Source organism: Methanospirillum stamsii, from assembly GCF_003173335.1.
GTDB lineage: Archaea > Halobacteriota > Methanomicrobia > Methanomicrobiales > Methanospirillaceae > Methanospirillum > Methanospirillum stamsii.
Genome location: NZ_QGMZ01000004.1, coordinates 80,956 through 95,028 on the forward strand (window position 1 = coordinate 80,956; position 14,073 = coordinate 95,028).

At 43.4% G+C, this 14,073-nt stretch carries 14 protein-coding genes; 9 read left to right on the forward strand and 5 right to left on the reverse strand.

Translation table 11 applies throughout. The features are described 5' to 3' along the window. Nucleotides 1-40 precede the first annotated feature (40 nt). The 3 genes from DLD82_RS01145 to DLD82_RS18345 all read left to right on the forward strand — a co-directional run bounded on the left by DLD82_RS01145 (nt 41) and on the right by DLD82_RS18345 (nt 2,142). Nucleotides 41-1,312, forward strand: a complete 1,272-nt coding sequence (locus DLD82_RS01145; protein WP_245920330.1) for an ArsB/NhaD family transporter — start codon at nt 41-43, stop codon at nt 1,310-1,312. Nucleotides 1,313-1,397: 85 nt separating this feature from the next. After that, nucleotides 1,398-1,772: a response regulator gene (locus DLD82_RS01150; RefSeq protein WP_109939265.1), complete on the forward strand. Its 375-nt coding sequence runs from the start codon at nt 1,398-1,400 to the stop codon at nt 1,770-1,772. Nucleotides 1,773-1,851: 79 nt separating this feature from the next. After that, nucleotides 1,852-2,142, forward strand: coding sequence for a hypothetical protein (locus DLD82_RS18345; RefSeq protein ID WP_109939266.1), 291 nt, complete (start codon nt 1,852-1,854; stop codon nt 2,140-2,142). Between the two features lie 8 nt (nt 2,143-2,150). On the opposite strand, the gene DLD82_RS01160 is transcribed toward DLD82_RS18345, so the two are convergent. Both DLD82_RS01160 and DLD82_RS01165 read right to left on the reverse strand, forming a co-directional pair. Next, entirely contained in the window at nt 2,151-2,354 is a 204-nt protein-coding gene (locus DLD82_RS01160; RefSeq protein WP_109939267.1) for a helix-turn-helix transcriptional regulator, read from the reverse strand. After that, nucleotides 2,344-2,766 (reverse strand): DUF2178 domain-containing protein, encoded by a 423-nt coding sequence (locus tag DLD82_RS01165; protein ID WP_109939268.1) that lies wholly within the window; start codon nt 2,764-2,766, stop codon nt 2,344-2,346. Before DLD82_RS01165 ends, DLD82_RS01160 begins: the two co-directional genes overlap by 11 nt. A gap of 113 nt (nt 2,767-2,879) precedes the next feature. Between DLD82_RS01165 and DLD82_RS01170 the strand changes: the two genes are divergently transcribed. The 4 genes from DLD82_RS01170 to DLD82_RS01185 are packed head-to-tail and all read left to right on the forward strand — an operon-like array spanning nt 2,880 to nt 7,408. Continuing rightward, entirely contained in the window at nt 2,880-5,513 is a 2,634-nt protein-coding gene (locus tag DLD82_RS01170; RefSeq protein ID WP_109939269.1) for a PAS domain S-box protein, read from the forward strand. A gap of 4 nt (nt 5,514-5,517) precedes the next feature. Further along, a complete protein-coding gene (locus DLD82_RS01175; RefSeq protein WP_109939270.1) occupies nt 5,518-6,585 on the forward strand; it encodes a sensor histidine kinase in 1,068 nt (355 codons plus the stop codon). 19 nt (nt 6,586-6,604) lie between these two features. Next, complete coding sequence (locus DLD82_RS01180; RefSeq protein ID WP_109939271.1) at nt 6,605-7,000, forward strand: response regulator; 396 nt, start codon at nt 6,605-6,607, stop codon at nt 6,998-7,000. 27 nt (nt 7,001-7,027) lie between these two features. Then, complete coding sequence (locus tag DLD82_RS01185; RefSeq protein WP_109939272.1) at nt 7,028-7,408, forward strand: response regulator; 381 nt, start codon at nt 7,028-7,030, stop codon at nt 7,406-7,408. Here the strand turns inward: DLD82_RS01185 and DLD82_RS01190 are convergent. Both DLD82_RS01190 and DLD82_RS19100 read right to left on the reverse strand, forming a co-directional pair. Then, nucleotides 7,400-8,422 carry a tetratricopeptide repeat protein gene (locus DLD82_RS01190; protein WP_109939273.1) on the reverse strand — a complete coding sequence of 341 codons (1,023 nt, stop codon included), beginning with the start codon at nt 8,420-8,422 and terminating at the stop codon, nt 7,400-7,402. The two genes, DLD82_RS01185 and DLD82_RS01190, sit on opposite strands and share 9 nt — an antisense overlap. Before the next feature lie 47 nt (nt 8,423-8,469). Further along, nucleotides 8,470-9,759, reverse strand: coding sequence for a PKD domain-containing protein (locus DLD82_RS19100; RefSeq protein ID WP_109939274.1), 1,290 nt, complete (start codon nt 9,757-9,759; stop codon nt 8,470-8,472). Nucleotides 9,760-9,932: 173 nt separating this feature from the next. On the opposite strand from DLD82_RS19100, the gene DLD82_RS01200 reads away from it, so the two are divergent. Both DLD82_RS01200 and DLD82_RS01205 read left to right on the forward strand, forming a co-directional pair. Further along, entirely contained in the window at nt 9,933-11,924 is a 1,992-nt protein-coding gene (locus DLD82_RS01200) for a M13-type metalloendopeptidase (RefSeq protein ID WP_219968279.1), read from the forward strand. Beyond that, nucleotides 11,918-12,364 (forward strand): hypothetical protein, encoded by a 447-nt coding sequence (locus DLD82_RS01205; protein WP_109939276.1) that lies wholly within the window; start codon nt 11,918-11,920, stop codon nt 12,362-12,364. The genes DLD82_RS01200 and DLD82_RS01205 overlap by 7 nt, the downstream gene beginning before the upstream one ends. 20 nt (nt 12,365-12,384) lie before the next feature. Here DLD82_RS01205 and DLD82_RS01210 read toward each other — a convergent pair whose 3' ends face one another. Next, nucleotides 12,385-13,938 (reverse strand): tetratricopeptide repeat protein, encoded by a 1,554-nt coding sequence (locus DLD82_RS01210; protein ID WP_109939277.1) that lies wholly within the window; start codon nt 13,936-13,938, stop codon nt 12,385-12,387. Nucleotides 13,939-14,073: the final 135 nt, after the last annotated feature.

Here is a 14,073-nt window from a genome sequence, read left to right on the forward strand (position 1 = left end):
TCTTATTTTAGATTTTTGCGTGATACCCATAACCCAAAATGTGAAATTGATAACTCTGAACAATATATGTACTATCACGCAGCTTTCTCTTCTTATCCTAGGTCTTGTTTTTATTCTGATTGCTATTCGCCAGATCGGGCGGTTTCATTTCAGAATATGGCAGGTAATGCTTGCCGGTGCCCTGGCAGTGCTCGTTACCGGACAGATATCCCCTGATGCAGCGATAAAAGCGATTAATCCGGGAGTGATTACCTTTCTTTTGTCAATGTTTATCATCGGGGCAGGATTTGAATCAAGTGGTCTTTTAAAAGTCTCAATAAATTGGATCACCAATCATGCAAGGAGCGGGGATCAATTACTTGCACTCATCATCGTGGTGATGGGTTTTTTATCCGCAATTCTCATGAATGACACCATCGCCATAATCGGTGGTCCCTTGGTGTTGGTTCTTGCAGATAGATTCAATATTTCAAAATCAGGTGCTCTTCTCGCTCTTTGTTTTGCAATAACCACAGGAAGTGTATTCAGCCCGATTGGAAATCCGCAAAATTATCTTATTACAACCTATGTCGCGGATATGTCACCATATCTCCTCTTTTTTTCCGGGCTTTTTATTCCAACCATCCTCAGTCTGGGGATAGTCTGGATAGTACTGCGACCCCTGTTTAAAAGTGCCGGCCAGATACCAAGTCAACATGAAATTATCGAACCTACAGATAACTCTTCCAGAAAAGTGATTTATTTTTCAATTTTCCTGCTTTTTCTCGGGGTAGGGATGAAAATAGTATACGGACTGACCGGAATTGGATTATCGATCCCTTTCGAATGGATTGCAGTATCCGCTGCAATTCCGGTAATTCTTTTTACACCTGACAGGATGGCTATTCTGAAAAAAACAGACTGGTGTACGCTCATTTTTTTTGCCGCGATGTTTGTCCTGATGCAAAGTGTGTACGATACCGGGCTGTTTCTGGATATTGTTCATCATGAAGGAGAGGGTGATATTATCGGGATTCTCACCGCAGGCATCCTTCTCTCACAGGTAATCTCCAACGTTCCGTTTGTTGCGTTATTTCAACCGGTTTTATTATCACCCGGGGTTTCACCATCCCTGGTACTGGCTCTTGCAGCAGGTAGCACAATCGCGGGGAATCTTACAATCCTTGGTGCAGCAAGTAATGTCATTATTATACAACAAGCTGAACGGGAGGGCATTCATATATCCATGAGGTTTTTTTGCAGATATGGAATTCCTGTCACACTGGTCCAGACGGGGATTTATGCGTCTTTTCTAATGGTATTCCCCATGTAATTCAGAAAGAAGATGCTGGCTTTTGCATGGCATATAATTATTAACTGATAATAGGAAACGAAAAACCACACTATCTGGTTGTACTATGTCAGGAATTTTAGTCGTCGATGATAAACCCGCACACCGGGATCATGTGGCATCAATACTGAGTAGTGCAGGATATAAGGTCACCGGAAAAGCCTCCTCCGGAGCTGAAGCAATATCACTCTTTCAGACGGTGAAACCTGATCTTGTTACCCTTGATCTTATTATGCCTGATATCAATGGAATGGACTTGCTCAGAGTGATGAAAGGCAATTGTCCCTCTGCTTCCTTTCTTGTGTGCACATCAATATCACATGAAATGATTACAGACCTTGCAATCCGGTCCGGAGCAGACGCACTTTTTCATAAGCCAATTTCGGCTTCATCTCTTCTTTCAAAAGTATCACAACTCCTCGGTTCTCCTGAATCAAAATAGGAATCTCTGATTAACCGATTTTGTTGGTAATTATTAGATCCGGGAATGTATATCCCGGACCTGAAAACAAGGTTATGGGGTGTATCCATTTCCGGCACATAAGGCAGATATTATGCGGGGAGTGCTGGATGGGGGGTTTGTTGTCTCTGCCTTTGTACCGGTTATGTCTCTTCTGGTTTTGTTATTTCCTCTGGTGAGGATGGCATACCGGATGGGTAGGTGTGGGGCTTTGTTAAACAGCTTCGGTATCACCTCCGGAATTTCAGGGCAGGGTAATCCCTGCGCATGTATAGTTATATTTACATTCTGTTATATCTACTTTCCTCATGGACAAGCACAATCAGCTTTTTGTTATATAATGCAAGCATAAAAAAAGATTCATGAAGAAAATTCTTCGAAGATAAAGATTTCTTCTATAGTGACCTGGAAACGATGAGCCATTCTGAATGCTAGCTCTAAAGAAGGGTCGTATTTCCCTTTTTCAATCGCAAGAATGGTCTGTCTGGTGACGCCAACTTCACGTGCCAGATCCTCCTGGGTCAGGTCGTACATCGCACGAAAAACCTTGACCTTATTCTTCATCCTCCCCCCCGGCTCCAAATCTTCGCTCATACCATGATATAAAAAGGATGTAGACAATAATCATCAAAAAGACGATGAACATAAGTAAAAATGAAAACCGGGCAATCTGGTATGAAAAAGGACCGAATGTATCTCCTCCAAGGCTTATGACCACCCCTCCAAGAGCATAGGAAAACAATGTGATGCCCATTACCTGGAGAGTTCTGAGTGAAGCTTTCTCGGTGATCAGATGGGACCTTTCATCAGTAATCACATCATCTACCATCTGCCTGGAGATCCAGGCTGCTATAACCCCGATAACAACCGCACCAGTCATGATAAACGGCTCGAGGTTTTCAACCGACCAGTAGAAAATGCCAACTTCCAGAATTGCGATGATACCAAGGAGAAGGAAATATGTGTATTGCTTCATAATGCTTTGTAACGGATCAGTGTATCTACCCGGAAAAGGATAAGATTATTCGTCTGTATCTCTGAGAGTTTCTCATTCCGGTCATTGGAGATGCACAGATAAGGAAGAAGTGAATGGAAACTGAAACTCCGATACATGTATTGTTTATTGATGACGAACCAGGTTTACTTAACGCAATCCGTGATTATCTGTCAATCGTTCATTCTATCGGAGTGGATATTTGTAATTCTGCAGCAGAAGCCCTGACACGTGAAGATCTCTTTTCATTTGACTGCCTGATAATCGATTACGAAATGCCGGATATTGACGGACTGACGCTCCTTGGTGAAATCCGCTCAATGAATGCGGATATTCCAATCATCATGTTCACCGGAAGAGGGCATGAGGACGTGGCCATGCATGCCATCAATGCGGGAGCGGATTACTATGTTAAGAAAGGAGGGAACCCGGAAGAACTCTTTTCAGAACTCGCGCACTATATCCGGAACGGTGTAAGCAGGTACAGGGCTGAGCAGTCACTTGTTGAAAAGGAACGCAGGTACAGGGCGGTTGTTGAGGATCTTACCGAATTTGTCTGCAGGATGGATGGAGAAGGGAGGATAGTATTTGTAAATTCTGCTTTTCTGAAAAGTCTTCAGACTCCATCAGACCTTCTTTCCGGAGTCACCTTTCACTCACTCTATCCCGATAACCAAAAAGAGATAGAGGATGCTATCGCGTTTTGCGATCCTGACTACCCTTCAGTCGAGATACAACTTCCCTTTTATGCCGGACATGGCAGGATTATCTGGCATCAGTGGATAATCAGAGCAATATTCAATGAAAAATATGAAGTTCAGGAGATACAGGCCGTCGGACGTGATATCTCTAAACAACGGGAAATAGACCGGCAGGGGATCATTCTAAAAGATCTCGGATTAGCTCTTGCCACCAGTTCAACCCTCGAGTCAGCACTTACATTCTCCCTTTCTGCCGCAATTGAGATTAGTGGGATGGAAACCGGATCAATTTACCTACTTGACCGTGACACAGATACATTATCTCTATTTCTTGACCAGGGCCCATATAGGGCGGCGTTAAGTAGATTTATCGAAGGATTCATGCAGGAAACATCAGAAGAACCGGTGTTTTCAACTGGAAATCCTTATTACTTAAGTATGACCGATATGCGCCGGTATGAAAGCCGTTTTACCGCGCTTGCGTTTATTCCAATACAAAGATATGAAGATGTTACCGGATATTTTGTTCTGGCATCAGAAAACCTGATTGAAGTCCCATATGATGTGAGACGACCACTCGAAGGTGTGGCCTCACAGATCGGAAATGTTGTTACTCGTATTGAGGCAGAAGAAGCACTTCGTGATGCCCTTATAGAGAGTGAAGAGCGCTACATGCAACTCTCTGAAACCTCTCCTGATGCCATTGCAATCCTGACCGGAATAAAAGTGGCATATCTTAACCCGGCAGCGGCCATGTTATTTGAGGTTCATTCCCCTGATGAGTTCCTTGAAAAACCCCTTCGTGAGTATTTTGATCCAAACCTGAAAGAATGGTTCGATACTATAATCAAAACCACAGAGCGAGGAAAAGGGCCGTCAAGTTGTGAAGGTTTTTTAAAAACACGGCAGAATAAAACATTATATGGGGAATTAATCACCGTCCCTATTTCTCATGCCGGAGAAGAAGCAGTCCTTCTGATCATCCGGGATAAAACCAGCCAGCGATTACAGGAACAGGCCCTCATTGAAAGTGAAAAAAGATTCCGTGAGATGGCTGATTTTCTGCCGGAACCCCTCTTTGAAGCGGATGTGGATGGAAAACTGACCTTTTATAACCAGGGTGTAATTGCGCTGTTAAAACGCCAGACTGATTCAGAACATTCGTTATGCATGGCCTCTGACCTGGTATCAGCAGAAGAACAATCCCGCTTCTCTACCCTGCTGAAAAAGGTCTCAATAGATCTCGTACCAATGGCTGGAGAATTTGTTGCGGCAGGAAATTCAGATAATCTGCGTTTCATCCATCTTTCACTTGCTCCTGTCATCCGTGATGGAAATTGTTCCGGTACACGTGGAATTTTAATTGATATTACAGAGATTAAACGATACCAGGAAAAGCTGCACCATATGATAGAAGAGAAGGATGTTCTCTTCCGTGAACTGCATCACCGGGTAAAAAATAATATGCAGATAATTTCAAGCATGCTCCAGCTTCAGGAAGATTACATATCAGATGATGCAGTCCTCTCAGCCCTGCATGACTGTGAGCAGCGTATTGATTCCATGGCCCTGGTTCATGAAACATTGTACAGGACAGAATCTCTGGCTGATATTCCTTTTGACAGGTACGTTGAGAATCTTGCTCAGGCAGTTACCGAAGGATTTGCAACCGTAAGGGATATCAGGACAGAGATTGATGTCGGAGGAACAAGGCTCAGTCTTGATACCGCGGTTACCATTGGTCTTATCGTGAATGAACTGATGGTTAATTCAATGAAATATGCATTTGTTGACAGGCCTTCCGGGATAATCCGAATCAGACTATCATGTGAAGATGAGAGATGTATACTTCAGTATTCAGATGATGGTATCGGACTTCCTGAGGGATTTGACATTGAGAAAATATCCAGCCTTGGAATGCGTCTTGTCAGGATTCTCGCAAAACAGATAAGAGGAGTGTTAACTATTGAAAATAATCCCGGTGCAGGGATGAGATGCACCGTTATGTTCCCAAAACAGGAAGGATGAGAAGATGACACGGGTACTGGTTGTTGAGGATGAAGCAATAGTTGCAGAATCAATCGCTTCAAAATTACGGCGGTACGGATACGAAGTTCTGGACACTCCGCCTTCCGGAGAAGAAGCATTGGAAATTGCGGAGAAGTCAAGGCCGGATGTAATCCTTATGGATATTCACCTGGCAGGAGAGATGGATGGCATTCAGACTGCAGACCGGATTGCAAGTCTCTATCACATCCCGGTGATATTTCTTACTGCTTATGCAGACGAACAGACCATAGCCCGGGCAAAAGATGCCGGTCCTTTTGGGTATCTTGTTAAACCATTCCGGGAACGTGATTTATATGTTACTATCGAAATGGCACGGGAACGATCCCGTCTTGAAGCAGAACTAGAAGCAGCAAACAAGGAACTTGATTCATTTAGTTATTCAGTCTCACATGATCTTCGTGCCCCTCTTATCGCAATCGATGGATTTTCCCGGATTCTTGAAGAAACATATGCAGGATATCTGCCGCCTGATGGTATTGAATGTTTAAACCGGATAAGGCAGGCTGCAAATCAGATGGATCAGCTCATTGATGACTTTTTGCGGTTATCTCGGGTGACACGGGCTCCAGTTCAGATTGGACCGCTGAATGTCTCAAAACTTGCCCGGGATATCCTCGGAGGGCTTGCAGCGCAGGATCCGGACCGGAGCGTTCACTGGAAAGTTGAAGAAGACCTGCAGGCATTCGGAGATCCCGGGCTCTGTGAAATTGCACTGAAAAACCTTCTTGGTAATGCATGGAAGTATACAAAAAACACTCCAGATGCCCGTATTCAGGTAGGAAGTACGATGCAGGGTCAGTCCAGGGTGTTTTTTATCAAAGATAACGGAGCCGGTTTTCCCCCGGAAAAAGCCAATCTTCTCTTCATTCCTCTTCAGCGACTTCATTCGCCCCAGGAATTCCCGGGAAACGGAATCGGACTTGCAACAGTGCAGCGAATTATTCACCGTCACGGGGGAAGAATCTGGGCAGAAGGATTTGTAGATAACGGTGCAACATTCTTCTTCACCCTTCCCGAAGAGGCAGAATAAAAAAAGGCAGGAGGAGGATATGCCAACCGTATTGATAGTAGATGATGAAGAACTTGATAGAAAAGTACTCCATTCCATTCTTCTTTCCGCTGGATATGAAGTAGTTGGAACTGCACGCAGTGGTGAAGAAGGTATCAGATTATATAGTACACTCCATCCTGACCTGGTGACGATTGATTTGATGATGCCAAATATGAACGGAATGGAAGTTCTTATAAAACTGATGAAAGATAATAAAGATACGAATGCACTCATTTGCACATCAGCTCACTCAGATCCGGTTGTTGATCTGGCCATGAGATATGGAGCAAAAGGATTTATCATCAAACCATTTCAGGCAAGATCACTCCTTTCAACAGTAAAAGATGTAATTGGAGAACCGGATCCGACCCGGATGAATATTTGGAATTTTTAATAAAAATCTGATCCAGGTAATGAAAATATGGGAATATTAATTGTTGACGATACGGACTTTGATCGGAACCTGCTTCGTTCGATACTTCTCTCTGCCGGTTATGAAATATCTGGTCTGGCCTCCTCCGGAGAAGAGGGAATCCTCAGATTTAAAGAGTTACAGCCAACCCTCGTCTTACTTGATCTGATAATGCCTGACCTGAATGGCATTGAAGTTCTCAGAAGAATTCGTGTCTTTCAACCTGATGCAAAAATTATGATGTGTACCTCTGTGGGAGAGGATACAATGGTTGACCTTGCACGAAGGATGGGGGCACGCGGGTATGTTGTTAAACCATATATTGCAGAAAATTTGCTGAGCGCAGTAAGTAAAGTAATGGGTCCGCCTGCAGAAAAAGTATCAGGTTAAATTTCCCTCTGTTTCAGTTATATTTTCTGCAGAGGAGAGATTTAACTCATCAGTAAAAGCGGATGAATTTGTGAGATTTTTAGCTGCAGTCTCTTCTCCAAGAATTTCGACTCCTCCTTTTGTATATGCATCTGCGGCTTCGTCAAAACTCCCAAGACTTTCAAACGTCTTTGCAATCTTAAGCCATATTTCTTTTGATTCTGGATTTGTCGTTAATGATTCATTATATAAGAGAACTGCTTCATCATATCTTCCAGCCTTATAATACACATCGGCAAGACTGGTGAGCGTATCTCCGCATGCCGGATCAAGTGTCAGGGATTTTTCATACGCTGCAATTGCTTCCGGATATTTACCCTGCAGGGTCAGAATATCTGCAAGCGTTTTCCATCCCTCTGAAGAGTTCATATCCAGTTCCAGGGATCTTCTAATAGCCATAAGACCAGATTCATATTTCTCAAGTCCTTTGTATGCCTGAGCTAAATAATTCCAGACTAGAGGATCTTCAGGATTTTGGATAGAGGAATTTTCTAATCGCTTTGCTGCTGCGCTATATTGTCCTAAAAGAAGTTCGGTTGTCCCAAGTAATCTCTCAATTTCCGGTGAGGAGTTATCACGGTCTAACGCACGTGAAAATGAAACCCGTGCATCTTCCAGCTGGTTAAGTGCCAGAAGGGTTTTACCATATTCTATCCATCCGGATGAAGATGCAGAATTAAGAGTAATTGCCTCATTAAATGCTATTAATGCCTCTTCATAGTGGTCTGCATCTGAAAGATTTCTTCCATAATCTATCCATTCTATGAAAGATTTTGGAGGGACAGGAGGAGTTGCATTATCACTCCTATTCTCCGGAGCTGCAGGGAGAGGAGGCTCTTCAGGTATCAGGGTATTATTCTCAACAGGAAGATCTGTCTGGTTTTGAGTGAGATTTTCTGCACATACAAAAGAGATACTTAAAAGGCCAAGCGCAAGTATTGCGATAAAACCACAGAGAGCCGGAAACTGTGCCATAATCAAGTATAGCCTTTGTGTTTTTTTAATACTACCGCTGTTCTGAATTATTTCGCCGGTATCTTAATTAACCGGACAACAGTGCCCCTTCCATACTTCCCTGATACGGTGAGTCCGGCACGGTAGGTTCCGGGCTTGAGATATGTATGAACCGGATTTTGATCCCATGAAGAATATCCGTCACCAAAATCCCAGAACCAGACCGAGGGCTCACCTCCGGAAGTATCCATGAAATGTACCGTATTAGGGTCTTTTTTGTCTACATCTAAAGAATATGATGTCTGATATACCGTAACATGAGCAGATGCAGATACCTGATTGCATCGGTTTTGCACGGTATACGTGACCGGGTATACACCCGGGTTCTCATACCGGTGGGTAAATGACCCGGTATTTTCTGTTTTCATGCCATCACCTAAATCCCACATCCCATAAAGAGGATTATCCATCGTTCCACCAGTAGACCGTTCAGTAAGCCAGACTTCCAATGGAGCATAACCTGAATCTGGTTCAATAACAATGGAGGTATTAACCATGGGCACCGTCCCAGCTGATACCGATTTACCCATCAATGACCAGACCTGGTTTGTAACATTTGCCGGATAGGTGATTGAAAACACCTCATGGTGAATTCCGGGGAGAAAAACCTCCGGTTGTCCCCGATCTTTTTCTCCAGGAAAAAAGAGATTCTGCTCACCAACAGGTAGCTTTACCGGATACTCATGACGGGAGGAATACCCGAAATATGCAGTATACGAACCATCTGCATTTCTACAGATGGTCCCGGACTCAGGGATGAGCAGCCCCGGTGTCGGCGTTGCACTTGGTTCAGGCGTCCTTGTATGAGAAACAGTCATCGACACTTCTGGCAGGATTGCCTGTGTAAGGCTGTATCTGTTTAATATGGAAGTAACCGTCTCCTGGTTTACAATATATCGCGCACCTAATGTCCGTTCAGTATGCCCGTCCCATGAAAGAAACCGGATCATGGCTGTTTTAGCCCCTGACACCGGAGGAAGACCTGAATAGGAGTAGGTTTCAGGGTCAGGACGCCCCGATGAAGGATAATCCTGAAATGAGTAAGTCCGGTTCTGATCGTCATACCACAGAATCCTCACGATATAAGATCCGTTTGATTCTGATTCCGGATTCCTCTCTTTAGAGATCTGAATGGAATCATGGGCTGATGATGGAGGAGAATTATCAGTTTCTCCGGAAAAAAAAACAGATATTCCTGTAGCAATAATAAGTGATATAAGGATTATAATAAGGACAAAATGATACCGGTTATCCATTGGATCCATAACAGTTCTTACATATTCTCCGCTATCAGCCATGATGGCTTTCCATCATGACATCTTTACAAGGATATTACATCATGAATATGACCAATAAAGTATTTCATACTATAAGGACCCTCTTTTTCATACCGGAAAAGAAAAAGACCCGGATGTTTCAGAGAGCCCATTCATTTTTAATCCTTATCTTATCTGCTGTACTCCTGATTTCCATGGTCCAAGCAGATTCTGTTTCTCCTACCGTTCCAACTGGCATGAATGTCTCCGTTGATCCAGGTAATGATTTTTTTACCTATGTAAATGATTACTGGATCAAAGATCATCCTGTTCCCTCCAAGAATAATTTTTATTCCGCATTTGAAGAGGTAGAAGAAAAGGTGGACACCCGTGTAAGAGATCTTGTAGAAGAAGCTGCTACAGATTATTCTACGGAGAACGGAACACCCCGTCAGCTTTTAGGATCATTTTACCGGGCGGCTCTCAATGATGAAGCCAACGAAGAGACCGGACTTATCCCGCTACAGAATAAATTTGCCCAGATAAATGAGGCAAAAAACCGGACGGAGGTAAGGAATGTTTCATCCAACCTTACCGCAGCTGGTCTGGATCCGTTTTTTGTTATGTACATTGATGAAAATCCGGAAAAAAGAGACGAACTCATTGCAACACTTGAGACGGGAGATTTTACCCTACGTTTTGCGCCCTTTTATGTTCTTCAGATAGACGAAGCGATAAGAGTCCAGAATCTGATGAAAGAATACATCGCTTCAACCTTTGAGGAACAGGGAATGGATGCTGCAGATGCATTAAACGCAGCAGAAACCGTGTTTCGAATAGAAACACGCCTGGCGAGAGGAGAGATGAATATGAGCACGGTTGCTGATAATTCATCTGAAAATCTAAAATCCGGAACCTACCAGACAGAAGATTTGGACAATCTTTTCCCCGGCATTAACTGGGAGTTATTGTTCGCTCATTCCGGCAGTCCTGACCTGGCTTCGGTGTATATCATGAATCCCCAGTACCTGCAGGAGGTCGGCAGGATACTGTCTTCTGAACCGATTGATGACTTAAAGATATATCTGACCTGGCGAATTCTACAATTTGCTGCGCCATATGCAAGTCCGGAGATGCAGGAAAGGTACTACCGGTTTTATGATGTGGACCTCTCTGAAGGAGAGATTACTCCACAAAAAGACAGAATTTTCGATGTAATGAACCTCTATCTTGGAAATCCGATTGCTCACCTGTACGTTGACAACTATTTCAGTGCAGATGATAAGGAAAAAGTAGAGGCAATAATTGCGAATATCCGGGAAGTGATGCGTGAGAGAGTTAATAATCTGAGCTGGATGAGTGATTCGACCCGGAGTACTGCCCTCGAAAAGATGGACCTTTTAAAAGAACAGGCAGGATACCCTGAAATCTGGGGTGAATACAAAAACCTCACGATTACAGATCGTTCGTATCTCACAAACATGCTGGCACTCACTGAATTTTTCACCAATGGGAGCCTTCAGCTCTCTGGTGAACCATCAGACCCGGATGTCTGGTATGTCTCTCCTCATGGGGTCGAGGCTCATTACGATCTAATTCATAACAGGATCATCACCCCGGCTGGTTTTTTGAATACCCCATTTTTTGATCCTGAGGTTGATGATGCCTGGAATTATGGTTCATTCGGATGGATCTACGGGCATGAACTCATACATATGATAGATATCGGGGGTCAGCAGTACCGTCCGGATGGAAAAAGGGAAAACTGGTGGACAGATGCAGATGCGAATAATTATTTCCATGCAGCATGGCCGCTGATTGTCCAGATAAATTCTACCGAAATTCTTCCTAACTATACTCTGAATGGAACAAAGACCCTGATTGAAGCTTCTGCAGATCTTGGAGGGATGACTCTTGCCTATGAAGCTTTTGTTAAATCACGAGAGGATCCGGAAACCCTTGATCTGCCAGGAGATGATGGATTTACTGACCGGCAAAAATTCTTTATCGCCTTTGCCCAGGCTATGAGAGGGAACATTACTGATGAAAACCTGCGAAATGTGACCGAAACGGATGAACATCCCTGGAACAAATTCAGGGTAAATACTATTCCATATCACCTTGATGCGTTTTATACGGCATTTCCAGAGATAAATCCGGAGGATGCTTTATACCTGAATGAAAGTGAACGAGCACGATTATGGTAAACATGAGAGAATTCATTCCAATATTTGCATTATTACTAATAGTATCAGAAGTATTCTCAATTTCTCCTGTTTTTGCAGAGGAGAATGTTTTAAAGCCAACAATCATCCTGTCGGTGAAGACAGACCAGGGATATTACTCCCCTGGCGATCTTATCAGGGTTCGGGGAACCATCACAAATTCAGAAAATGAACCAATAAATGCGACACTACAGTTCAGTTTTCAGGAGATGAATAAAACAATCTCTTCCGGCCTAAAAGGAAAGTTTCTGACAACCGTGCCCAGTTCACCGACAATGCCTGAGAACCTGTACAAGATGGATATTGTAGCCAGGTCTCTTGGATACCTGGATAAATATCTCACGATTCCGGTTGTCATCATGAGTGAGCCCTCATCACTCGCTCCTGAACGTGTAATTCCGGACGATTTTTTACACTTATAAAAAGGGGAATTCGTACCCCATTACCTTTTATTGACTGTTACCAGGGATACATCCACGTTCCTTACTTTATATGGGTAATCCTGTTCCAGAACAGACCTGATTACGGGTAGATTCACTCCGGTTCGTTCCCAGTTTCCTCCAAACGAGCGATAAATAACATCTGTATTATACATGCTGGAATTCTTTTCGTATGCAAGGATAATTACCTGGTCTGGTTCAGCACCCCTGTCTTTTGCAACAATGTCCCCTTCACCGTACTTGGGTGCAGTTCCGGGTGGTGATGAATCAGAACCAATTCCAATAAGACTGAGTGCGACCCGGTTTATCCGGGAGGGATATCTCTGTTCAATCTCGTTTTGAAGTGTCCACTCAGTTATCGCATCAGACCGGTATCCCCACTCACCGGAATTATACTTTATCAGTGTATCTGTTGCATATTCATTAGTTCCGGAGTCATATCCCAGAATTACTATCGCTTCATTCACCGAGCCGGAACCTTGCGATACAATATCCCCGGGAATATAAAGCGGATATGCCCTGGTCCCTGAAAGAGATGAACTCCGATGAGCCTGCAATGGAATACCCGGTTCTGGCATTTTTTGTGGAAATGAAAGACCTGTGGATACGACCATGGCATCAAAGTCCATCTGACTTATGTTCCGGTTATCTTCCTGCATGATAAACAGGCCATCATTACGCCTGGACAATGAGTTTACCAGATACTGATGGTCGGGAAGAGTAGTAAAAATAAGGCTGTAACTACCATTTTTACTGTCAAGTACAATATCTCCACTCTTAAATTGCGCTGTATACTGAACCGGAGTTGGAGTTGGCACTACCGTTTCCACAGCAGGTACTGGCGGAAGAGTCACAGTTTCTGTCTTCACCTGCTTATTAGTCCCGTCAGAAAAAAATGCAGTGATACGGAAGGTTATGATGTTTTCAGTAGCAAAACCACGTAATTCCTCAAAAGGTATCGCAAGTGTTGAGCCGATATCAGTTCCAAGGATCCTCTCTCTTTTGTCAGCGGAAAGAATTGTCTGGTTGTTCCCGGTAAGAGAAAAATAACTGACCTTGTCTGAATCAGGCCCTCCGGTATTTTTTATTAATGCCACATCATCAAGCAATTCTATGGTTATCGGAATTTCTCCGACGGTTGATGAAACCGGAGCCGGGAACAGGAAGGGAATAATGCCAAAGATGACGACAGCAAGAATCAGAATCATCGCAATCCCTCCTGCCAGATAAAGTGGTTTTACCGGTAATGGTAGAGCAAAAGAGTCTTTTGAAAGATAATCCGCAAGACCTTTTTTTATAAACTTTTTATTTTTTGTGCGGTTTCTTTCGTACACTTCATTTGACGGGTCGAGACTTAGTGCATTCTCAAAACAGACATCTGCATCATCATATTTTTTGGTTTTTGTAAGAACCACACCCAGAGCATTCCAGGCCCGGTGATCATCTTCTTTTGCATCCACGACCTGCATTAGAGAATCAACTGCCCGGTTTAATTCTCCCCTCCGGTATGCTTCAATGCCTTTTTTATAGAGACTCTGTACTTCTTCCTCTTCCACAGTACCACATGGTTATTTTTTTACGGTAATTCAGTATGCCGGTTTAAAAACTGATGCCAAAAAATATCACCGAACATACCCAGCCATCCATTTCAGCATTACTCAATCTAATGAATCTACAATCCTGAATCAACG